Origin of the sequence: Brevibacterium antiquum (assembly GCF_016107655.1) — a bacterium.
GTDB lineage: Bacteria > Actinomycetota > Actinomycetes > Actinomycetales > Brevibacteriaceae > Brevibacterium > Brevibacterium antiquum.
Map to the genome: position 1 here is coordinate 501,865 of NZ_JABASX010000001.1, position 21,365 is coordinate 523,229.

Below are 21,365 nucleotides of genomic sequence, written 5' to 3' on the forward strand. Positions count from 1 at the left end.
ACGGATGCGGTCCTCAGCTCAGGACCAGGTCCGGATCAGGGGCGGTGAACTCCGTCGTCGGGCTCAGCATCGTCTGATTCAGCGTCATCCGGTTGAACATCGTCCGGTTCAGATTCCTCGTCGATGACGGTCTCGGTCTCGAGCCCAGCATCGGTCTGCGACTTGCTCTGTGACTCCGCCTCGCGCTCTTCCGGCGCCATACCCGCCTCTGGAGCTGAGCCGTGGTCGGTGCTCGCGGCGGCCGGACCGGGGGAAGCGGCATTGGGGGCTGCGGCGTCCTTCGCGAAGAGGACGTCGTTGAACGAGGACAGAAGTTCTCCCGCGTCCTGAACAGCCTCCTCATCGCCGGAATCCACCGCTTCGAGGAGCCAGTCGAGGACAGCGAACTCGGCCAGGAGTTCGGCACGAGTGATCACATGTTCGTCGGCGCGGGGTCGTGAGTTTCTGTACTCGCTGAAGAAGGTCGGCACAGCGGCAGGGTCGATGAGCGCAGAGGCTGCGGCCAGATCGATGGCAGGATCGGAGACCCGCAGACGTTCGATTCCCGATAGCGCGAGCACCCGCTCCTGGTCGGTGTAGACGCTCGTCTCGTCGATCGCTCCGTGGATGGGGGTGGCGAGGAAGCGCCAGAGGGAGACCTTCTCGAACTCCTCTTCCCAATGTTGGAGCAGATCCGCCGGCACCCGGCCCGTGGCTGCGGCCTGATCGAGGCGCTCCAAGATCTGAAACTGGAAACGAGACGGGTCTTCGACGGGGAACCCCGCCTCGGAGATCGATTCCGGAGCCGCCGAATGCAGGGTGGCCAGGGCCTGTGCCAACGAGCTCGCCCGCGCGATGTCAGCGATGGCCTGATCGCCTACGGGGGCACCGGGCAAGGGCTCGATGAGAGTCACCGTGATGGGCGCAGACGTATCGAAGTAGTCGGCCTCAACCTCGATGATGGCGCGCAGATGGGGCCAAGTGAACCCGGCATGCGGGTACATCGTGTCGTAGATTCGAGCAGCTTCAGCGGCCGAACCGGTGTCTGCGGATCGATCGAGACTCGTCTGTGCCGTCGCAACCAACTGCTGCTGACCATCGTCAAGCAACACTCTGATTCCCAACCCCAGTGACGGCAGGGGGACCCACTGCGTCGGGGTAAAGTCTTCGAGCATCGTTGCCGCGACAGCTGCCAACTTGAGCGCCTTGGTATTCACCCTCCCCAATCTACCGTCTGGCGCGGCCGGAGACCGGAGATTCGGCTGTTGAGCGTGTCAGCACCCACACTTCCTGCGTCAGGGCCCTGCGTTATCGTGGAGGGCATGAAGCCACTGCCACTCGTGAAGCCGATCAGTCTGGCCCGCCATGGAATCGATCGAGACCATCTCTCTCGTGGTCAGGACGGTGACCTGCAGGAACTGTGGGCCAGCGGAGCAAAACCCGTGTTCGAACATCGTGGGTCACTCCTCGTGGCGGCCGGGGGCCTGTTCATCAGTGACCCCGGAATGGTTCCGGGGGAGCAGACAGAGATCTACCTCGGCCGCGATGACGAAGGAAACCGGTACATCGGGGTCTCCCTTGATGATTCCGGTCGCAGCCAGCTCGACACCTCGCTGGCGACTTCTCGTGCCCGCGACGCCACAGATCTGCTGACCGCTCCGGGCGAGGGCATCGACAGCGCCGAGCCTGTGTGGATGCCGCTGCGTCAGCTGGCCGAGTCTCTCGACGACGTGCAGGTGTCTCTGGCATGCGAGATCGTGGGCCTGGGCAATTGGCACAGAGCCCACCAGTTCTCGCCCCGCACAGGGCAGCCGACCCGTCCCATCCTCGGCGGCTGGGTGAGAACGGACCCAGGCAACGGCAGCGAACACTTCCCTCGCACCGACCCGGCCGTGATCGTCCTCATCATCAACACAGACGAGGACGGGGTCGAAAGAGTGCTGCTGGGAAACAATGCGGCGTGGGAGGTCGACCGCTACTCCCTGCTGGCCGGATTCGTCGAACCCGGTGAGACCCTGGAACACGCAGTCATTCGTGAGGTGTTCGAAGAGGCCCACGTCGAAGTCGTGGACCCGAAGTACCTCGGATCCCAACCCTGGCCGTTCCCGTGCTCACTCATGCTCGGCTTCTCAGCTGAGGCTCCGAGCCTCGACTTCGCTGCCGACGAGGCCGAGATCGCCACCTTGACCTGGTTCACGCGTGAGGAACTGCGCGCAGCCATCGAACACGGCACGGTCCGGGCACCTGGACTCGTCTCGATCGCAGGGCAGCTCCTCTACAGCTGGTTGGACAACATTTGAACGCTCAGGCCGCAGCGCTGCTCGACGCTCTCGACGAGGAGCAGAAAGAGGTCGCCACCCAGTTCTCCACACCGGTGATCGTCCTGGCCGGAGCCGGAACGGGCAAAACCCGTGCCATGACCCACCGCATCGCCTACGGCATTGCCACCGATGTCTTCCCTCCCAACCACGTTCTGGCTCTGACCTTCACCGCCAAGGCAGCAGGAGAGATGCGGTCTCGTCTGCGCGACCTCGGGGTTCCCGCTGTCCAGGCCCGAACCTTTCACTCGGCAGCTCTTCGCCAGCTGCGCTTCTTCTGGGATCGATTCGCGACCGGCGACTTCCCCCGAATCATCGACAATAAGGCCGGGATCCTCGGTTCAGTGCTGCAGAGCATGGGGATCGAGACCAGCCGGGAACTGAATCGAGATGTGGCCTCCGAACTCGAATTCGCTGCCGCGTCCCTTCTCGGTGTCGATGACTATGCCACCCAAGCCGCAGCACGCGATCTTCCGGGACAATTGGGCGTCGAAGACATGGTGCGCATCTTCGAGGCATACAGCGAAGCGAAGACACGCGGCCGGTTGATGGACTTCGAAGACGTTCTGCTCGTTCTGGACGGAGTGCTCGCAGAATACCCGGCCATCGCAGCAGACATTCGTGATCAGTATCGACACTTCGTCGTCGACGAGTTCCAAGACGTCTCACCCCTCCAATATGATGTGCTCTCGCGCTGGCTGGGGCCACGGGACAACCTCTGCGTAGTCGGTGACCCGGCCCAGACGATCTATTCGTTCGCCGGAGCAGATTCTTCACTTCTGAGGACCCTCGACGCGTCACTGCCTACGTCGACGACGATCCAGCTGGTCCGCAACTACCGGTCGACGAAGGCGATTGTGTCGACGGCGAACAACCTGCTTCGGCATACATCCCGCTCGGCACTGACCCTGCGCACAGACAATCCCGAGGGACAGCAGCCGGCGATGACCGAGTATCCGACCGATGACGCTGAAGCCGCCGGGGTCGTCAAGGCCATCTCTGCCGAGATCAACGCCGGTCGCCGACCGCGAAACATCGCGGTTCTGTTCCGTACGAATGGACAGAGTCCCGCTTATGAGCAGGCTCTGGCGGCGGCCGGAATCCCGTACGTTCTGCGCGGCGGGGAAAGGTACTTCGCGCGCAAGGAGGTCAAAGAGGCCGTCCTCATGCTGAAAGCGGCCCGCGCCACCTCGAGCGGCAGGCCCCTGCCGGAGGTCGTTGCCGAGGTGCTGGTGTCCCTGGGATACTCGAGCAAACCACCCGCGGCAGGGGCAAGCAGACAGAAATGGGAATCTCTGAAGGCTCTGGTCGATCTGGCGGAGACCCATCAGTCAGGATCTGAGCTGCCGGTGCCATTGGAAACGTTTCTCGCAGACCTGAGCGATCGAGCCGAACACCAATTCGCCCCTGACATCGAGGGTGTCACCCTCGCCTCATTTCACGCGGCCAAAGGTCTTGAATGGGACAGTGTGCACCTCGTCGGGCTCAGTGAGGGCCTGTTGCCCATCAGCTACGCCCAGACGCCGCGAACGGTCGCTGAGGAGCGGCGTCTGTTGTATGTCGCACTGACTCGTGCGGGCCGTGACCTCAGCCTGAGCTGGTCACAGTCACGCCATGACTCCAAGCAGCGACCACGTAAGCCGTCCCGATTCCTCAGTGAACTCGGGCGAGTCGATCAAACAGCGGGCCAGGGCCGTCGGACTGCGACCTCGGTGGCGATGAATCGCTGCAGATCGTGTGGCAAGGTGCTCGTATCCCAGGTCGACCGAGCCCTGTCCAGGTGTGCGAACTGCCCTGCCGACGTCGACCTCGAACTCCTCGACAGACTGCGACGATGGCGGGCCCGCGTCGGTTTGGAACAGGGGCTGCCTCCCTATCTCGTTCTCACCGACACATCGATCTCCGCGATCGCAGAGATCAGACCGCAGGACATGACGTCATTGGCGAAGATCCCTGGAGTCGGCGCCACCAAACTCGAACTCTATGGGTCAGGGTTACTGAGCCTGCTCGTCGATTAGGTCGAAGTGGGGAACGGAAACGCGGCACTGGCAGCGAGGATGGAACGACAGAGCCTCGTCTGTGCCGATACCTGTGGCCAGAGAGACGCTTCTGCGCACCGGTTCGGTGTCTGGGCGCAGCAGAGCTCGTCTGAGGATCTGGACGGCGTTGAGTGCGCCCAGTCCACGTGACAAGGGATCGCTGAGACTCTCACGGTCTGGCAGGGCACGGACGTGGGGGTACTGGTCCAGCCAGGAATCATCGGCGTCTTTCCTCCGCAGGCACTCACACACGGCGCACGGCGTCGTCCCGGGCCGGATGAGACCGCTGATCTCGAGAGAGTATTCCCCGATCACGACCTGGCAATGCGGGACCTCACGATCCGTGAGCCAAGTGGCAGTGTGAATGTCTGGTACGAGGTACGAAGTTGTGATCACCAGCGGTGAGGACAGCAGATCGAGGTCTTCGACGCGATGCTGATCTGCGATGGCGAAACCGGAGGCTGAGAGATACTGTTCTGTGACGGCTCTCAGCGGCCCCACCACCAGAATCGGCGAATCTCCCAGAACCCTCGATACACGATCTGGTGAGAGGGCGAAGATCTGCGCAGTCGCCAACAGCGGCGAACTCTTCGTCATCATCACTGCATCGGAATCGTCGGGAACCATGACGCCTGCTTCATCGAGCAGTGTGATCAGCGAGCTCGCCCGGCCCAGGTCGGCACCGAGATCCTGTGCTCGAGAGTAGTACTGGGCTGAACCGACACCCATCCGCAGCTCCTCGACGAGAGCGACATCTGCGGGCAGGAGACCGTCGATGAGGACAGGATCATCGACGCCGAACTGCGCACACGATGGTGAACGCCATGTGATCGGCACACTGGGAAAAATTCGGAACATGTCTCCACCTCGCCTCGAACGCCTCGAACTTCCACAGTAGTGAAGGTGGACGACATCCGCCATGGACGAGATAGAACTGTGGAAAAGCCTGTGGAAAACAGTTGAGGGCAGGCCGGAAAATGCATTCCGACGTGCCCTCAACCGCTGTGTGCCCCAGGCGCTCGCGGAGACTCGTGCAGCTTCCCCTTCCGCACGCATCTCCGGGTTTTCCGGGGTCAATCATAGAACCTATTCTGCATTTGCCGCCCCGTCAATGTCGGTTCATGCACAGACGAGTCAACAGCGTGTGGATAACCTGTGGATATCCCGCCATGAGCTGTGGAGAAAAGGTGCCTTGAATGATTGAGGGAGTTGCTCCGCGGAGAGTGAAAGCGTAGGTCACTTCCGCACCTGGAGCCCATGGCGGGCAATTCGGCCTGTGGACAGCCCGGCAGACGGTGCAGAATATCGATACTCAGGAAACTCACAACTAGAGACGAGCGAAATAATGTCCGTTGAATTTCCTATGATGGGTCTGTGGCAACTCAACAGCGATGGACCGAAGAGGACGTGCTGCGGGCGATTGCCCGCGGAGAGATCGAAGTGCGCCGCTCGGCACGCCGGAAGAAGACCATCTCAGTCTCGAAGGAAGTGGATACATACGTTCTCAGCACGCCTGTGAGATACAGCGTGGAGCACAACATTCGGTCGTTGACCGATCTCTTCAATCGGCTTGCCGCCAGGGACCATTCTTCAGCCGCCGACCTCGTCTCTCTGGCGGATGAGATGAGCCAGCGCTATTTCGACGGACGTCTGCGTCCGCAGTCGATCAGGTGGGTGACGAATCAGAACATCAGTCGATGGGCATCGACGACGACGTCGTCAGGCGACATCAGGGTTTCCCACCGTCTGCAGACAGTGCCTCGTTGGGTGTTGGAGACAGTCATCGTCCATGAACTTGCGCATCTGCAGATAGGCCCGCACTCCAGGGCATTCCACGAGTTGGCGGACAGACACCCCAAGCAGGCGGACGCGAAGCTCTACCTTGAGGGTTTCAGTGCGGGGGAGCAGTTCAGCCGGGGTGGCGGTCGCTGAGCTGCTGGGATGCCACCCCTGCCCGGTAGAGCTTCGGCAGTCGCACGACGAGATCGGGCATGAGTGAGGATGGCAGCGCGCTGAGCAGGAACCACTTCACTGCGAGGGACTCGTCGGAGACGACGGGGACCTGGTCCACGGAAGCGACTGCGGCGAACACCACGTCGAAATGACGTTCACAGGCGCCGAACGAAGCCGAGAGATCATGCACATGGAGATCGATCGGGGCAGGTGAGAACCAGGTCAGCCGGCTCAGCCCGCTCTCCTCTATGGCCTCTCTGCGTGCCGCGGAGCGCAGACTGTCGTCCTCGGCCTCGAGGTGCCCACCGAACTGACCCCAGAGGCCAGCCTTGCGGTGGTGGTTGAGAAGCACGGACTCGGTGTCAGGGTCGAAGACGAGGCAGCTGGCAGTGACATGCTCAGCGCCGGCCCCGCGGCGCAGTGCTCCGTCACCGACGGCAGAGAACAGGCGTTCGAAGTCGGCCGCGAAGTCAGTCGGCGTTGATGTGGCACCGATCTCGGCGCGAGCTGTGTCGAGATGAATCATTCAGTTCTCGCTGCGACCGCCGGTCTCATCGCCGTCGTCTGATCCATCGTCGGAATCTGAGTCGGAATCGGATGCGTCGGTATCTGAGCCGGCATCGTTCTGCGGTTCCGATTCTTCGCTGGACTCGGTGCCTTCAATGCCTTCGTCAAGAATTCGACTCAGTGCTTCGTCAAGGGTGGATTCGCTTGTCCATTCGGCGTGCCGGCGTTCGGAGTAGCCCAACGGGTCGTCGAGGTCCTGTGTAGTCGGCAGCAGGTCGGGGTGGGAGAACACCTTGTCTCTGGCCTCGGTGCCTCCTTGGGTCTCGAGGTATCCGAACAGAGCCGCAGCGTCGCGCAGACGCCGTGGATTGAACTCCAAGCCGACCAAGGTTGAGAAAGTCTTTTCGGCAGGGCCTGCCGTGGCTCGGCGGCGGCGCAGGGCCTCACGGATCTGATCGCGTCCGGGAAGATGCGCACAGGCGGAATAGACGACCACGTCGACCCAGCCTGCGATGACTGCGAGGAGGTTCTCCAGATTCGTCAGTGCCTTCTTCTGATCCTCGGTGGTCGGAGGATTGAACAGGCCCTGACGGATATTGTCGCTGAGGTCGGAGATGTTGGACGGATCGACCTGCGAGGCCATGTCCTCAATCTGTGAAGTGTCGACCTTCAGGCCCTGCGCATAGCGGGTCAGTGCAGTTTCGACCTGTGCGCTGAGCCAGGGAGCGCGTTCGAACAGTGCGAGGTGCGCGAGTTCCTGGGCGGCCAGGTAGATCCTGACTTCCGAGGCGTCGACGTCGATCTCGGAGGCGAACTTCTCCACGTTGGTCTCCACGAGCACTGCGCTGTCATGAGGCAGCAGGGGCAGTCCCACCTCGGTGCCGGTGAGAACGCTCTCCGACAACGCACCCACTGCCTGACCGATCTGCATGGCGAACATCGAATCGCTCATCGAGCCGAACATCGATGAGGCACCGGCGAGGATGCCCTTCATCTCTGCCGGAACCTGGGTCTCAAGGGTCTCTGTCAGGGCAGTGGACATGTTCTCTTTGATCGGGAGAACGAATTTCTGCCACCCCGGCATGGTCTCGCTGACCCACTCCGCGCGGGTCAGAGTACGTGCCGTTCGATTGGCCACAGAGAATTCGGTCGCCTCGGCGAGCCACAGTTCGGCAAGTCGGAAGGCATCTGTGGTCGCTTTGACGGATTCCTGACCCACCGCAGGGTCAGGGGTCGGAACGGCCTTCTGCGCGATCGACGTCGCCTGCGCCTGGGGATCGGCTCCCTGTCCGAAGAGACCCTGCATCTGATTCATGATGGTCGACATCATCGCCGGGTCGATCTGGAATCCCTGCGCACCAGGATTGCCGTCCTTGTCATCGCCCTGACCGGAGCCGGGACCGTTCGCTCCGAACAGCATTCCGAAGATCTGCTCGAACGGATTCTGCTCGTTGTTGTTGTCATCGCTCATTTTTCTCAAAGCCCCCAAGGATCGGTTTGTCTTATACGTTAACGGTTCCGCATGTGGGAAGCTTCCCAATTCCGGGAGGTTTCGGATGATGTTCGCACCGGGCGAAAGGAGTCTGTGAAACTCACGGTCAGGTTTCAACTAGACTGGTTGGGCGGTGCAGCGAAAGGAACACATGACAGCTAATGCCCCTCGGGCCGTGCCGGTGCCCGCAACACCGACGCGTGGCGACACTCGACGACGCGCTCCACGTCTGACCACGACTTCAGGGGTCATGACATACATCCTCATCGCTCTTGCGGTTTTGCTGCCGGTGCCATACATGCTGCAGCTGCCTGGGCCGGTGTTCAACACCCTCGGTGACTACCAGGACAAACCCATGATCGACGTCTCCGGTGCCAAAACCTACCCCACCAGTGGCCGCATCGATATGCTCACCGTGGCTGTGAGCGGCGGCCCGGGCCGGGATACCTATGCTTCGCAAGCGCTGGGCGCTCTGCTCCACGGCAAGGAGACGGTCATCCCCACGGAGGCCTACTACCCGCTCGATACAACGCGGGAAGACGTGGCCGCGTCCAATGCGGTGGAGATGTCATCCAGCCAGGACGTGGCCGTTGCCGCAGCAATGGGACAGCTCGACAAACCGTATAAGGTCCACCTTCTCGTCGGTGATGTGGTTCCCGATTCGCCCGCCGAGGCGGAACTGCGCAAGGGCGACCGGATCATTTCCGTGAACGGGAAGAAATTGGATTCCGATCCGGCAGCTGCACAGGTGATGAGTGAGACGGTTCAATCCTCCGACTCGGTCGACCTCGTTGTCGAACGCGGTCGGAAGAACGTCGATGTCGCGCTGAAACCAGAGACGATCGACGGGCGCAAAGCCATCGGTATCAGCATGAAACAGGACTTTGAGTTCCCAGTCGATGTGGCCTTCAACGTCGAAGGCATCGGCGGCCCCTCAGCGGGCACCATGTTCGCATTGGCGATCGTCGACGAACTCACACCCGGTGCTATGACCGGTGGAAAGCATGTGGCAGGAACCGGCGAGATCGATCCTGCAGGAAAAGTGGGCCCCATCGGTGGGGCTCGACAGAAGGTAGCGGCCTCGACTGCGAAGGGGGCGAAGCTCTTCCTCTCGCCCGCAGACAACTGCGCAGAGGTCATCGAGGCTGCCGATCAGTCCAAGATCACGGTGGCGCGCATCGACACGCTCGATGACGCGCAGAATGCCGTGGAGCAGTACGCAGCCGGAGACACTTCGGATCTGAAGAAGTGTTCAGCTGGCAGCGCCGACAACAACGAGAAAGGGCAGTAGTGAGCTCTCCGTCCTCACCCACCTCCGCACGAATGCCGACGAACCGGCCCAGACGTTCGCCCCTATTGCTCACTCTCGTGTCAGTGGCGATTCTGCTCGTTGCTTTCATTTCATTCACGCAGGTGTACACCGAAATCCTGTGGTTCAAACAGATCGATGCCTCGCAGGTGTTCCGCACCATGTGGATCACCCGCGGACTGACATTCGCGGCCGGATTCGTGGTCATGGCGGTCCCAGTCTGGCTGAGCCTGCATCTGGCCTTCCGCAATCGTCCGGTGTACGCGCCGACCACTCCGCGTCAGGAGAACCTCGACCGGTACCGTGAAGCCATCGAACCGCTGCGCAGGGTCGCGACATTCGCCATCCCAGCAGTCGTCGGCGTGCTCAGCGGAATCACCGCTTCCTCGCACTGGAACACCGTTCTCCAGTGGATGAACTCGACCTCCTTCGGTTCGCAGGACGCCCAGTTCGGGATGGATAAGTCGTTCTTCGTCTTCGTTCTGCCCGGTCTGCGGCTGATCGGAGATCAAGTGGGGATGGCCGTTCTGTTGGCGCTTATCGCCGCACTCGTCGGGCATTATCTCTTCGGCGGCATCCGCCCAGGGGAGCAGAAGGGTGTCATCCTCACGAAGACGGCCCAGTGGCAGCTGGGAATCACCGTCAGCGTTCTGGTCCTCGTTCAGGCAGGCCGTCTGTGGCTGGCCAGGTACGATCGGATGACGTCAACCGGCGGCATCGTTCCCGGTGTGACCTACACCGATGACAGGGCGGCGCTGCCGGCCATGGCCATCGTTGCAATAGCAGCGGTGTTGGTGGCGTTCCTGTTCGTCTATACGGCTTGGAAGGGGAACTGGCGGATCTCATTGATCGCGACCGCGACGCTCATCGTCCTCGGCGGCATCTCGATCATCGCCTATCCCGCGATGGTCCAGCAGTTCCAGGTCGGCCCTTCTCAGCAGAGCCTGGAATCCGAGTACATTCAGCACAACATCGATGCGACTCGTGATGGCTTCGACTTCGATGACATCGATGTGACTGCGTATGAGCCGAGCACCAGCGGTGAGAAGGGCGCTCTGCGGGCAGACGCTGAGACCGCAGCGTCGATCCGTCTTCTCGACCCGAACCTGGTCTCGGACACGTTCCGCCAGCTGCAGCAGGTCAGGCCCTACTACTCCTTCCCAGAGCAGCTCGACGTCGATCGCTACGAGATCGACGGCGATATGCGCGACACTGTGATCGCAGTTCGTGAGTTGGCCCCGGGCTCGGTGAATAACCAGAGCTGGTACAACCGTGCGATCGTCTACACCCACGGGTTCGGTGTCGTTGCCGCCAATGGCAACCAGCGCAGCCCTGATGGTGAGCCGTTGTTCATGGAGTCCGATATTCCGCCTAAGGGGGAGTTCCCCGAATATGAGCCGCGCGTGTATTTCGGTGAGAACTCACCGGACTACTCGATCGTCGGCGGCGAGAAGGGCGCGACACCACGGGAGCTCGATTATCCCTCCGATGAGGAAAGCGGTTCGGGCCAGGTGAATAACACGTTCACCGGCGACGGCGGTCCGACCTTGGGCAACCTGTTCAACCGTCTGGCCTACGCGCTGAAGTATCAGGATGAGCAGATTCTGCTCTCCGATGCAGTCAACGATGAGTCGCAGATCCTGTACGAGCGTCACCCACGTGAGCGCGTGCAGAAGCTGGCACCGTTCCTCAAGATCGACGGCGACCCGTACCCCGCTGTCGTCGACGGCAAGATCAAGTGGATCCTTGACGGTTACACGACGGCAAAGGACTACCCGTATTCGACGCCTCAGCCGCTGCAGGAGGCGACCGAGGATTCGGTGACGGCAACTGCGCCCAACACGGTGGCCACACTTCCGGATGAAGAGGTCAACTACATTCGGAACTCCGTCAAGATCACGGTCGATGCCTATGACGGCACGGTCGACATGTTCCAGTGGGACAAAGACGATCCCGTCCTCAAGACGTGGATGAAGATATTCCCTGACCTCATCAAACCGTCGTCAGAGATGTCGGGTGACCTGATGAGCCACGTGCGGTATCCGGAAGATCTGTTCAAGGTGCAGCGTGATCTGCTCACGAAGTACCACGTGACCACGGCCAGTGAGTTCTACACCGGCCAGGACTTCTGGACGCTGCCGACGGATCCGACGAGGGAGGCCAACAGCGGTCTGACGCAGCCTCCGTTCTACATGACTCTGCAGATGCCGGGCCAGAAGACTCCGTCGTTCTCGCTCACGAGCTCCTACATTCCAGCGCGCTCTTCTGAAGGGCAGGCACGGAATAACCTGACCGGCTTCCTGTCAGCGGATGCCGACGCCGGCAGTTCCAAGGGAGAAGTGGCAGATGGCTACGGCAAGCTCCGTCTTCTGCAGTTGCCGCGTAACACGACGGTGCCCGGTCCGGGTCAGGCACAGAACAACTTCAACACTGCCCCCGATGTGCAGCGCAGCCTGAACCTGCTGCGTCAGGGCGAGTCTGAAGTTCAGAACGGCAACCTGTTGACGCTGCCCGTCGGCGGCGGCCTGCTCTACGTGCAGCCCGTCTACGTCCGGTCCGCCGGCGACACGTCCTACCCGCTGCTCCAGCACGTGCTGGTGGCCTTCGGCGAGGACATCGGATTCGCTCCGACCCTGGATGAGGCTCTCGACCAGGTCTTCGGCGGCGACTCCGGTGCCAAGGCTGGAGACGCCGGCACTGAGGACAGCGGCTCCGGCGAGTCGGGTGGGTCGAGCGGCGGCGGCGACTCCGGTGCCAAGCCTGCTGACCAGAACCTCAACGAGGCGCTGCAGGAAGCCAAGAAGGCGATGGAGGACTCCGACGCAGCCCTGAAGGAGGGCGATTTCGAGAAGTACGGAAAGGCTCAGGATCGTCTCAAGAATGCGATTGAGGATGCGGTGGCAGCCGATCCGTCTTTGGCCGAGGATGGTTCAACGGACGGAGCTTCGGCTCCGGCCAGTGCCCCGGCCGATCAGGGCGGAGGCAACTGACGTCTGCACCGGTCGACGCTGAATGAGTCGAGCCCTTGGAATTCGTTCGGATTCCAGGGGCTCGACTTCTGTGCTGGTTCTCAGAGGACGGTCAGCGCACTGGGGGAGGAGACGTTCTTCCCGTTCAGTCAGTCGGTCAGATAGCTGTCGAGGTCATCGACGATCTGCCCCGCGCCGATGGGACCCAATCCGAGGAACCATACGTCGTCATCGACTCGGAAGGCTCTGCCGTCCTCGACGGCCGACAGGCCCGTCCACCGGCTGCCGGAGAGTGCTGTGGTCTCACCGGTTGCCTCAGGGTCGCCATAACTGGTGTAGAAGACGTAGTCGCCACCGGCCTGATCGAGGTTCTCCGGAGAGATCTCCACCGCGAGTTCAGCAATGTCCTGGGCTTCGGGACGAGCGAACCCGGCATCATCGAGGATGACGCCGATCAGGGACTTGTTGCCGTATAGCCGCAGTCTCTCGGGCATGAATCGTACGAGCGAAATCGTCGGTCTGCCTTCGACTGCCTGGTCGAGATCGTCGGTGGCTCTCGTGTAGTCGTTGAGGGTGTCTGCTGCTTCATCTTCCATACCCAATGCTTCGCCGACGAGAGCGAAGTTCTCCTTCCAGGGGAATCCCGGACGAATCGAGAATACGGTGGGTGCGATGGAATCGAGTTCTTCGTAGAGGGTGTCGGCACGCAGCTGGCTGCCGAGAATCAGGTCTGGCTCGAGTTCGGCAATCGCCTCTAGGTTGAGTTCGTTGATAGTTCCGACCGTGTCGACGCCCTTGACCTGATCGGCAAGGTAGGACGGCACTGCGTGTGCTCCCTCGGTTGTGACCATGCCGACGGGCGTGATGCCCAAAGCGAGGACATCGTCGAGCTCACCGGTGTCGAGGACGACGACGCGTTTGGGCCGCTCTGCGATCTCGGTGGTGCCATTGGCATGTCTCACCGTGCGTGGAAATGCTCCGGGCTCGGCGTCGCTGCCAAGCTTCGCGGTTTCCTTGTCTGCCGTGGCGAAGGCTTTGCCACCGGTGGCGACGTCCTTCTTGCCGGTGCCCTCGCCCTTGTCGGTGTCGGCGCCGGAGGTGCAGGCGCTGGTGAGCAGGAGGACAGTCAGTGCGGTCGCGGCCACGGCGCGCGTGCTGCGGGAAGAAATGGTCACAAGGTAAGCATAACCTTGCCATTGCTGGAGCTCAGCCTTTTGAGATGCGTTGGGCGTCCATATCGAAGTGAAGACGAAGAATCCCCAGCCAGAAGAACTGACTGGGGATTCTGCCACTTTCGTGGCGGGGGCAAGATTTGAACTTGCGACCTCCGGGTTATGAGCCCGGCGAGCTACCGAACTGCTCCACCCCGCGGCGTTTGTTTACTCGTTAAATACTACGTCCTCGCAAGTCAGAAGCATAATCGGGTTTCGGGCAATTGCTCTCTGGTGCCCCGTGGAGTCGGACTCCCAGGAGAAGTGAGTCAGAAACAGAGGCGAGGCAGAAACAAAAAATGTGCCGCAACATCGAATCAACGATGCTGCGGCACATTCACAACGTGGCGGGGGCAAGATTTGAACTTGCGACCTCCGGGTTATGAGCCCGGCGAGCTACCGAACTGCTCCACCCCGCGGCGTGTTCTCTACTTTACACGAGCTGTTTCCTGCAGGCCAAACCGAAATCGGGTGACGTCCGCCACATGTCCACCTGCTGTTCACCTGAGGTGCGCAGTCTGAAATCAATGACGATTCAGGCTTGTAGATGATTGAAAATTAAACTATAGTCAAGCTTGTACTTCAAATTTCAACTACAAGGAGAAATCATGACTGCTCTTCCACAGGGACTCACCGCAGGAATCTGGAATATCGACCCTGTACACTCCGAGTTCACGTTCACCGCTCGCCACGCCGGCGTCTCGAAGGTCCGCGGACACTTCGAAGACATCGCGGGCACCGTCAACGTCGGGGAGAACCTCGAAGACAGCACGGTCACCGCCGAGGCTGACGTCGAATCGATCAGCACCCGCAATCCTCAGCGCGACGGTCACCTCAAGAGTGCTGACTTCTTCGAGGCAGAGACCAACCCGAAACTGACTTTCAAGTCCACCGGGATCAATGCAGCGTCCAACGATGAGTTCGAACTCATCGGAGACCTCACCATGCGCGGCGTGACCAAGGAAGTCGCCTTCGCCACCGAATTCAGCGGAGTTGCCACTGATCCCAACGAGAACCAGGTTGCAGGCCTCTCGGCTGTCGCCAAGGTCGATCGCAAGGACTTCGGAATGGAGTTCAATGCTGTTCTCGGCGGCGGCGAGCTGCTCGTCTCCAACAAGATCAAGATCGAACTCGAACTCGAGCTCGTCAAGGCCTGAACCGCCTGATACTGCCACCGGTGCACTGGCGCCGAGGCGGTCGCATCGAACAAAGAGGGGGGCGGATCGCAGCAATGCGATCCGCCCCCTGCTCTAACCGCGCTTGGCAGTTGTTTCAGTGCTCAAGCGGCGCCAGTGAGATCAGCGCTCCCTGCGCAACGCATCGGGATTCTGGTCCAACTCGGCGGCGAGGTCGTAGAACAGCTCTGCCCCGCGATCGACATCGGCTGCAGACTTGCAGAATGAATAGCGGATGGATGACCGGTATGCCGTATGTGCAGGGGACCCGGTCCGGCACAGGGCGGGAACGGGAATCCCGACGATCGAGTACCGCCTGGCCAACAGGTCGTTGAGCTCGAAGGCGTCAAGATCGGTCAGGGCCGAGAAGTCGACGACGGTGAAGTACCCGGCTGCCGGCGTTGACGCGATGATTCCGGCAACGGCACGACATGCCGGCACCAAAACGTCTGCGCGCTGCTGCAGCGAGGCACGGTTCTCGGTGATGAAGTCGGAGGTGTCGGCCAGGCTGCGCGCCACACCTATCTGCAGGGGGCCGCTCGCGGTGAACGTGAGGAACTGTTTGACTGCTTGGATGGCGCGGAGGACCTCGGGCTCAGCAATCACCCATCCGACCTTCCAGCCGGTGACGTTCCATGACTTTCCCGCCGAAGAGACAGTGACAACCCGTGAACTGTCGTCCATGGCAACCGCCGGAGCCACGTGCGGCGCGTCGTCGAGGATGAGCTGCTCGTAAACCTCGTCGGTGAGAACCCAAGCATCCGCGGCGACTGCCGCATGGCCGATTCGAGCCAGGTCTTCGGCGCTGAACATGAACCCAGTGGGATTGTGTGGGGTGTTGACAATGATGATCGAAGGAGTGGCTTCGGCATCACCGACAGCGTCGTCGAAGCGAACCCAGTCCGGTTCGAAGCCTCCCTTGTCGGTGGGCAGGATCGGCACAGTGACCAAAGAGCCTCCCGCCGCGGCGACAGCCGCCGGGTAGCCGTCGTAGAACGGCTCGAAAGTGAGAACGGTGCCTCCACGGGGCAGGAGCGCGAGAATGGCTGCGGTGAGGCCTTCTGTGGCCCCACACGTATACAGCACGTCCTCCGCCGAGATCTCGTGACCGAAGTCCCGCCGCCGCTGTTGAGCCACAGCCTCGAGCAGAGCAGGAAAGCCCCGACCCGGAGCGTACTGGTTGTATCCTTCGCGCATGGCATCAGCAGCGGCGTCGACGAGCTCGGCAGGAGGGGCGGTGCCCGGTGCGCCCTGCCCCAGATTGACGGCTCCGGTCCGCTCGGCCAATGCCGTCATCTGTCCGTAGATGGTTTCACCGATTGTTCCGTCGGTCCTGATCAGACCGGCTGCATCAGCCATAGAATGCCAGAGATCGGCACGCATCACATCGGGCATCGGTTCCTCTTCCTCTGAAATGATTGGGTTTCGGTGAGAACTCATGCTTGAGTGCGGGGAGGATGGGCGGCAGGAGCAATTCGTCCCAGCGAATCAAGGGCACGTTCATGCAGGCGCGAATTGCTGGCCAGGGCATTGCCGCCAAAGGGTCCGCTGACCCCTGCCGTGTTTGTGAACGTCCCACCGGCTTCCCGAACGATCGGAACCAGCGCACCCATGTCGTAGAGCTCGAGTTCGGGTTCGCATGCGATGTCGACCGCACCTTCGGCCAGAAGCATGTATGAGTAGAAGTCGCCGTAGCCTCGAGTCCGCCACAGGCTCTCACACAGGAGAAGGAATTCGTCGAGGACCCCGAGGGCCTTCCAGCCGGACAGCGAAGCGTAGGACATCGAGGCATCCCCGAGGGAATCGACGTCGGAGACGTGGATGCGTTTGGCGGCCTCTCCCAGCGCAGAGGTGAATGCTCCGTGACCTGCCTGGGCCCACCACCGGCGTCCGAGAGCGGGAGCGGAGACCATGCCGAGGATCGGCGTCTCGCCGTCGTAGAGCGAGATCAGGGTGGCCCAGATGGGGACTCCGCGGACGAAGTTCTTCGTGCCGTCGATCGGGTCGATGATCCACCGCCTCGGCGAACTTCCGTGGGAACCGAATTCCTCTCCGAGGACGCTGTCGGCCGGTCGTTCGCGGTGGAGGCGTTCCATGATCGCGGATTCCACAGCCCTGTCGCATTCGGTGACGGGAGTCAGATCGGGTTTGGTCTCGACGGTGAAGTCCTGGGCCACGAAATGACGGTAGCTGATGGAGTCTGCGAGGTCGGCGAGTTCGGTTGCCAGGTCGAGGTCGTTCATTCCTCCACCTTATCCAGTCGAGGGCAGCAGCCTGCGCAGCGACTCCAACCGTGAGACTCCGCCGGGTCCCGCATTGCCGGCAGCGACCCAGGCGTCGAGCTGACAGCCCGGCGCATCGGCCTGATGGGTGCACCCGCGTGGGCACTCGGCAGTGGCTTGGACGAGTTCAGGGAAGGCTGAGATGAGCGTGTCCCGATCGACGTGGGCGAGTCCGAAGCTGCGGACTCCGGGTGTGTCGACGAGCCAGCCGCCACCGTCAAGACGAAGGCAGATCGCCGACGACGAGGTGTGCCGACCGCGCCCGGTGACGTCATTGACATGGCCCGTGGCTCTCTCAGCGCGGGGGACCAGCGCATTCATCAGGGTCGACTTTCCGACACCCGAATGTCCGACCAAGACGCTGATCTGGCCCTGCAGACGATCGAACACGGTCGCATCGGTCAGCGTCCCGTCGGGTCTGAGCCCGGATGACACGATCTCGACTCCGGTCTGCGAGAACCGCTCAATGATGTCATCGGCCGGTCTCAGGTCGGTCTTGGTCACGATGAGCAGGGGAGCGATGCCGGCGTCGAAAGCCGCTGTCAGTGCCCGATCGATGAGCCCGTAGGAGGGCTCCGGATCCTCGGTGGCGGTGACGATTCCCATGACGTCGACATTGGCAACGATCACTCGTTCCGTCGGATCCGTGTCGTCGGCGCTGCGACGCAGCAGGGACCGCCGCTCTGTGATCTCGACCAGGCGCGCCAATGATCCCTTGCTGCCCGAGGTGTCACCGACGAGTTTGACGATGTCGCCGGGCACCACTGCGTCCTTGCGCAGGTGGGAGGCTCGTACAGCCGTGACGTTTGAGGTGGTGGCACCTGCCCCACTGGAATCACGAACGTCGCCGGTATGATCGGCGACGACTACTCGATATCGCCCGCGGTCAACGGCAGTGACGAGTCCCTCGATCGCTTCGTCGTGGTTCGGCCTGTTCTTCGTCCGTGGCCTGGATCCGCGCCTGCTCGGGCGAGGGCGGTAGTCCTCGTCGCGGTAGATCCGTGCCATCTCAGGCGCGCCGACTCAGCATGTCTTCCCACAGCTGGGTGAATTCGGGCAGTGTCTTCGCCACAGTGTCGGCGTTCTCGATGACCAGTCCATCGACGTGCAGACCGAGAATGGCTCCGGCCATGACCATCCGGTGATCGTTGTACGTATGCCACGTTCCGCGGCGCGGGGCCGAACCGGTGATCGTCAGAGACGTCGGCTGTTCGTCGACGTCGACGCCGATGGCACCGAGCTCGCGGCGCAGGGCCGAGAGCCGATCGGTCTCATGCCCTCGGAGATGACCGATCCCCGCCAGCTTGGACGTGCCGTCGGCCAGTGCCGCCAGGGCAGCTACGACGGGCGTGAGTTCACCGATGGCAGAGAGATCGAGGTCGACTGCTCGCAGGACTTCGGGCCCTTGGACCCGCAGACCGTTGCGGTCCAGGGTCACAGTACCGCCGAAGGCTTCGGCAATAGCTCGGAATCCGTCTCCGGCCTGTGTCGTATGAGCCGGCCAGTCGAGAACCGTGACGTCGCCGTTGGTGGCCAGTGCCGCGGCGACGAAGGCCGCTGCGTTCGACAGATCCGGTTCGACGTGGACGTCGAGCCCGCGCGGCAGGCCAGGCTCGACGATCCATCGTTCGGGTTCGGGCTCTGTGACGTCGACCCCCGCATCGGCGAGGACTTCGATGGTCATATCGACGTGGGCCCGGCTGGGCACAGAATCGCCGCGATTGACGAGCTCGATTCCCAGGGGCAGCGCAGGGGCGGTCAGGAGCATCCCCGACACGAATTGGCTGGAGGCGCTGGCGTCGATCTCAAGGTGCCCACCACGAAGGTGGGATTGTGCGTGGATCGTCATCGGCAGCAGATTGTTCTCTGCAGTGATGGAGGCGCCGAGGCGGGTCAGAGCGTCGATGATGACTGACATCGGCCTGACCCTGGCCTGCTCGTCACCATCGAGGACGATCTCACGTCCGGTGGCGGCGGCGAGCGGAGGAACGAAGCGCATCACGGTTCCGGCCAGACCGCAGTCGATGGTGATCGGAGGACCTTCGCGGTGTGCGGAGAAGTCAATGGGGGTGATGTGCAGACAGTCGTCGACTTCGTCGATGTCGGCCCCGAGCGCTCTCAGCGCCTCGACCATGAGCACCGTGTCACGGCTGCGCAGCCATCCGCGCACGATTGACCCGGATTCGGCCAGAGCCGCGAGGATGAGATAGCGGTTGGTCAGGGACTTCGAACCGGGAACGCTGACATTCGCGGTGACGCCGCCACCGGCGGTCGGGGCCAGCCAGTCGCCGGTGGCGGGTGCAGTGAGATCGGGTGTGTCAGTCAACGCCAAGCGCACTCATTGCCTGTTTCGAGGTGTCTTCGACCGAGGACCAGAGATCTTCGGCGGCATGCTGTGTGCGCCACCAGAGTCCTGGCTTGCCCGCTGTGTCGACACTGGCCAGCAGTGCGCCGCCGAGCATCGAGGTGCGGATCAGGGTGCGCTCTGTGCGCGCCCGTTTGTCTTCCTTCGACGTCGTCTTATCCGCAGCGATACGCTCACCGACGGTGTCGAGGAGGTAAGTGCCGACGAGGATCGTGGCGCTGACGCGGGGGAATCTGCCGATAGCCAGCAACGATCCCGCAGCGACCTGAGCCGCTCCTGTGGCGCGTGCCAAGGTAGGTGCGTCGATGGGCACGTCGATCTGTTTGCGTGCCAAATTCAGCAGCGGACCGATCGATGCGGCTGCCGCTTCTGGTCGGCGCAGACGGTCGACCCCGTTGCTGATGTAGCCGGCGGCCAGCATGGGCCGTGCGAGGAATCTGATTGGAGACACTATGGTCCTTCCTACGTGTCGGGCATCTCACTGGCAAGCATAACGGTTGTCCGGGAATAGTGGGGGCTCGCCCCGGTGTTGAATGAGGGAACACGCACTGGTGAGGCGATCCTGCCGGTGCCGAGTCGAAAGGCAGAAGGAGAAGTCTGTGAACGCCACTGCCGTCCTAGAGAGAACGGGCGTACCATTGACTACGATGACCGAATCAGTCAAAGAAGTCCCCGAGACCAAGGCCGAGCGTTCGGCCCGTTTCGAGCGTGACGCTCTGGAATATCTCAATCAGCTCTACGCAGCTGCGCTGCGGATGACCCGAAACCCTGCCGATGCCGAGGATCTCGTCCAAGAGGCCTACGCGAAGGCCTATGCGGCGTTCCACCAATACAAGCCGGGAACCAACCTCAAGGCATGGCTGTACCGGATTCTGACGAACACGTTCATCAACAACTACCGGAAGAAGCAGCGCCAGCCACTCGAACACGGCAGTGAGGACATCGAGGACTGGCAGATCGCCCAGGCCGCGAGCCATTCCTCCTCCGGGGGCCGCTCGGCGGAGCTCGAAGCACTCGACCATCTGCCCGACTCCGACGTCAAAGACGCGTTGTCGGAGCTTCCGGAGGATTTCCGCATGGTCGTTTACTACGCCGACGTCGAAGGTCTGCCGTACAAGGAGATCGCTGAGATCATGGATACGCCGATCGGCACCGTGATGTCGCGCTTGCACCGGGGGCGCCGTCAGCTGCGTGACAGGTTGGCCGATTACGCTGCGGATCGCGGCTTCTCCAAACCTGCGGGAGGTGCGAAATGAGCGATGAATGCTGTGAGAGTGTGCGTGCGGAGTCTCTGACGCGCATCTACCATTATCTTGACGGAGAGCTGACGACGACGGAGATCCGTGAGATCTCTGTCCACCTCGAACAATGTCCGTCATGTCACGACGAGTATGAGATCGAGGCACTGCTCAAGGAGCTGGTGCGCAGGTCCTGCAGCCGGGAAGAGGCACCGATGGGGCTGCGTGAGAAGATTCGTCAGCGCATCGCCACTGAACAGTCCGTCTGGCCCGGAGCCGGAACGTAGTCGCCTGTTACAGGCAAATGAAGAGGGCGGGGAGAATATCCATTCTCCCCGCCCTCTTCACGTATCCTCGTCGATTCGAACGAATCAGCCGAGGGGACGCTTGCCATGGTTCGCCTTGTTACGGCGGCGGTCGTGACGCTTACGGCTACGCTTGCTCATGATTTCACTCCTTCGCTAGATTCTTCATTCTTTCATGACCACTGTGCCCGGGCAAAGTGTCACTCGGGTCCCAGAGACCAGA

General features: G+C 61.8%; 20 protein-coding genes and 2 tRNA genes. 9 read left to right on the forward strand and 13 right to left on the reverse strand.

What is annotated here, in order from left to right:
• Positions 1-35: 35 nt before the first annotated feature.
• Positions 36-1,196 (reverse strand): protein kinase family protein, encoded by a 1,161-nt coding sequence (locus JFC13_RS02310; protein ID WP_332839314.1) that lies wholly within the window; start codon positions 1,194-1,196, stop codon positions 36-38.
• A gap of 105 nt (positions 1,197-1,301) precedes the next feature.
• Between JFC13_RS02310 and nudC the strand changes: the two genes are divergently transcribed.
• Complete coding sequence (nudC, locus tag JFC13_RS02315) at positions 1,302-2,279, forward strand: NAD(+) diphosphatase (protein WP_198395481.1); 978 nt, start codon at positions 1,302-1,304, stop codon at positions 2,277-2,279.
• The gene (locus JFC13_RS02320; protein ID WP_198395482.1) at positions 2,276-4,315 is read left to right on the forward strand and encodes an ATP-dependent DNA helicase UvrD2; all 2,040 of its coding nucleotides are present in this window, start codon (positions 2,276-2,278) and stop codon (positions 4,313-4,315) included. Before nudC ends, JFC13_RS02320 begins: the two co-directional genes overlap by 4 nt.
• Here the strand turns inward: JFC13_RS02320 and JFC13_RS02325 are convergent.
• Positions 4,292-5,194, reverse strand: a complete 903-nt coding sequence (locus tag JFC13_RS02325; RefSeq protein ID WP_198395483.1) for a hypothetical protein — start codon at positions 5,192-5,194, stop codon at positions 4,292-4,294. The two genes, JFC13_RS02320 and JFC13_RS02325, sit on opposite strands and share 24 nt — an antisense overlap.
• A 61-nt stretch (positions 5,195-5,255) precedes the next feature.
• Between JFC13_RS02325 and JFC13_RS02330 the strand changes: the two genes are divergently transcribed.
• Together JFC13_RS02330 and JFC13_RS02335 are read left to right on the forward strand one after the other, a co-directional pair.
• Positions 5,256-5,540: a hypothetical protein gene (locus tag JFC13_RS02330; RefSeq protein WP_198395484.1), complete on the forward strand. Its 285-nt coding sequence runs from the start codon at positions 5,256-5,258 to the stop codon at positions 5,538-5,540.
• 170 nt (positions 5,541-5,710) lie between these two features.
• Positions 5,711-6,268 carry a M48 metallopeptidase family protein gene (locus JFC13_RS02335; RefSeq protein ID WP_198395485.1) on the forward strand — a complete coding sequence of 186 codons (558 nt, stop codon included), beginning with the start codon at positions 5,711-5,713 and terminating at the stop codon, positions 6,266-6,268.
• Here the strand turns inward: JFC13_RS02335 and JFC13_RS02340 are convergent.
• Both JFC13_RS02340 and JFC13_RS02345 read right to left on the reverse strand, forming a co-directional pair.
• The gene (locus JFC13_RS02340) at positions 6,246-6,815 is read right to left on the reverse strand and encodes an NUDIX hydrolase (protein WP_198395486.1); all 570 of its coding nucleotides are present in this window, start codon (positions 6,813-6,815) and stop codon (positions 6,246-6,248) included. The genes JFC13_RS02335 and JFC13_RS02340 overlap by 23 nt on opposite strands.
• Entirely contained in the window at positions 6,816-8,267 is a 1,452-nt protein-coding gene (locus tag JFC13_RS02345) for a zinc-dependent metalloprotease (RefSeq protein ID WP_198395487.1), read from the reverse strand. It abuts the gene before it with no gap.
• A 172-nt stretch (positions 8,268-8,439) separates the two neighbouring features.
• Between JFC13_RS02345 and JFC13_RS02350 the strand changes: the two genes are divergently transcribed.
• Both JFC13_RS02350 and JFC13_RS02355 read left to right on the forward strand, forming a co-directional pair.
• Positions 8,440-9,579, forward strand: a complete 1,140-nt coding sequence (locus JFC13_RS02350; RefSeq protein ID WP_198395488.1) for a YlbL family protein — start codon at positions 8,440-8,442, stop codon at positions 9,577-9,579.
• Positions 9,580-9,611: 32 nt separating this feature from the next.
• Entirely contained in the window at positions 9,612-12,587 is a 2,976-nt protein-coding gene (locus JFC13_RS02355; protein WP_232488126.1) for a UPF0182 family membrane protein, read from the forward strand.
• Positions 12,588-12,715: 128 nt separating this feature from the next.
• Here JFC13_RS02355 and JFC13_RS02360 read toward each other — a convergent pair whose 3' ends face one another.
• The 3 genes from JFC13_RS02360 to JFC13_RS02370 form a co-directional block, all read right to left on the reverse strand.
• On the reverse strand, positions 12,716-13,741 hold the full coding sequence (locus JFC13_RS02360) for an ABC transporter substrate-binding protein (RefSeq protein ID WP_198395490.1): 1,026 nt from the start codon (positions 13,739-13,741) through the stop codon (positions 12,716-12,718).
• Between the two features lie 122 nt (positions 13,742-13,863).
• Positions 13,864-13,937, reverse strand: a tRNA-Met gene (locus JFC13_RS02365).
• Positions 13,938-14,122: 185 nt separating this feature from the next.
• Positions 14,123-14,196, reverse strand: a tRNA-Met gene (locus JFC13_RS02370).
• Positions 14,197-14,385: 189 nt separating this feature from the next.
• On the opposite strand from JFC13_RS02370, the gene JFC13_RS02375 reads away from it, so the two are divergent.
• Positions 14,386-14,934, forward strand: a complete 549-nt coding sequence (locus tag JFC13_RS02375; protein ID WP_198395491.1) for a YceI family protein — start codon at positions 14,386-14,388, stop codon at positions 14,932-14,934.
• Between the two features lie 141 nt (positions 14,935-15,075).
• Here the strand turns inward: JFC13_RS02375 and JFC13_RS02380 are convergent, their stop codons facing one another.
• The 5 genes from JFC13_RS02380 to JFC13_RS02400 are packed head-to-tail and all read right to left on the reverse strand — an operon-like array spanning position 15,076 to position 20,050.
• Positions 15,076-16,347 carry an aminotransferase class I/II-fold pyridoxal phosphate-dependent enzyme gene (locus JFC13_RS02380; protein ID WP_198395492.1) on the reverse strand — a complete coding sequence of 424 codons (1,272 nt, stop codon included), beginning with the start codon at positions 16,345-16,347 and terminating at the stop codon, positions 15,076-15,078.
• A 41-nt stretch (positions 16,348-16,388) separates the two neighbouring features.
• Positions 16,389-17,195 (reverse strand): histidinol-phosphatase, encoded by an 807-nt coding sequence (gene hisN, locus JFC13_RS02385; protein ID WP_198395493.1) that lies wholly within the window; start codon positions 17,193-17,195, stop codon positions 16,389-16,391.
• Positions 17,196-17,204: 9 nt separating this feature from the next.
• Complete coding sequence (rsgA, locus tag JFC13_RS02390; RefSeq protein ID WP_198395494.1) at positions 17,205-18,242, reverse strand: ribosome small subunit-dependent GTPase A; 1,038 nt, start codon at positions 18,240-18,242, stop codon at positions 17,205-17,207.
• Between the two features lies 1 nt (position 18,243).
• Positions 18,244-19,560, reverse strand: a complete 1,317-nt coding sequence (aroA, locus tag JFC13_RS02395; RefSeq protein WP_198395495.1) for a 3-phosphoshikimate 1-carboxyvinyltransferase — start codon at positions 19,558-19,560, stop codon at positions 18,244-18,246.
• Positions 19,553-20,050: a DoxX family protein gene (locus tag JFC13_RS02400; protein ID WP_198395496.1), complete on the reverse strand. Its 498-nt coding sequence runs from the start codon at positions 20,048-20,050 to the stop codon at positions 19,553-19,555. Before JFC13_RS02400 ends, aroA begins: the two co-directional genes overlap by 8 nt.
• Positions 20,051-20,132: 82 nt before the next feature.
• Between JFC13_RS02400 and JFC13_RS02405 the strand changes: the two genes are divergently transcribed.
• Both JFC13_RS02405 and rsrA read left to right on the forward strand, forming a co-directional pair.
• Complete coding sequence (locus JFC13_RS02405) at positions 20,133-20,855, forward strand: sigma-70 family RNA polymerase sigma factor (protein ID WP_408610718.1); 723 nt, start codon at positions 20,133-20,135, stop codon at positions 20,853-20,855.
• Positions 20,852-21,124 carry a mycothiol system anti-sigma-R factor gene (gene rsrA, locus JFC13_RS02410; protein ID WP_198395498.1) on the forward strand — a complete coding sequence of 91 codons (273 nt, stop codon included), beginning with the start codon at positions 20,852-20,854 and terminating at the stop codon, positions 21,122-21,124. Before JFC13_RS02405 ends, rsrA begins: the two co-directional genes overlap by 4 nt.
• 84 nt (positions 21,125-21,208) lie before the next feature.
• Here rsrA and JFC13_RS19985 read toward each other — a convergent pair whose 3' ends face one another.
• Positions 21,209-21,283, reverse strand: coding sequence for a 50S ribosomal protein bL37 (locus tag JFC13_RS19985; protein WP_371860662.1), 75 nt, complete (start codon positions 21,281-21,283; stop codon positions 21,209-21,211).
• Between the last annotated feature and the right edge of the window lie 82 nt (positions 21,284-21,365).

Coding starts and splice junctions, on each gene's coding strand:
- JFC13_RS02340 (WP_198395486.1), bottom strand. CDS start 6,815: ATGATTCATCTCGACACAGCTCGCGCCGAGATCGGTGCCACATCAACG.
- nudC (WP_198395481.1), top strand. CDS start 1,302: ATGAAGCCACTGCCACTCGTGAAGCCGATCAGTCTGGCCCGCCATGGA.
- JFC13_RS02325 (WP_198395483.1), bottom strand. CDS start 5,194: ATGTTCCGAATTTTTCCCAGTGTGCCGATCACATGGCGTTCACCATCG.
- JFC13_RS02355 (WP_232488126.1), top strand. CDS start 9,612: ATGCCGACGAACCGGCCCAGACGTTCGCCCCTATTGCTCACTCTCGTG.
- JFC13_RS02345 (WP_198395487.1), bottom strand. CDS start 8,267: ATGAGCGATGACAACAACAACGAGCAGAATCCGTTCGAGCAGATCTTC.
- JFC13_RS02380 (WP_198395492.1), bottom strand. CDS start 16,347: ATGCCCGATGTGATGCGTGCCGATCTCTGGCATTCTATGGCTGATGCA.
- rsrA (WP_198395498.1), top strand. CDS start 20,852: ATGAGCGATGAATGCTGTGAGAGTGTGCGTGCGGAGTCTCTGACGCGC.
- JFC13_RS02405 (WP_408610718.1), top strand. CDS start 20,133: ATGAGGGAACACGCACTGGTGAGGCGATCCTGCCGGTGCCGAGTCGAA.
- rsgA (WP_198395494.1), bottom strand. CDS start 18,242: ATGGCACGGATCTACCGCGACGAGGACTACCGCCCTCGCCCGAGCAGG.
- JFC13_RS02330 (WP_198395484.1), top strand. CDS start 5,256: ATGGACGAGATAGAACTGTGGAAAAGCCTGTGGAAAACAGTTGAGGGC.
- JFC13_RS02350 (WP_198395488.1), top strand. CDS start 8,440: ATGACAGCTAATGCCCCTCGGGCCGTGCCGGTGCCCGCAACACCGACG.
- JFC13_RS02375 (WP_198395491.1), top strand. CDS start 14,386: ATGACTGCTCTTCCACAGGGACTCACCGCAGGAATCTGGAATATCGAC.
- hisN (WP_198395493.1), bottom strand. CDS start 17,195: ATGAACGACCTCGACCTGGCAACCGAACTCGCCGACCTCGCAGACTCC.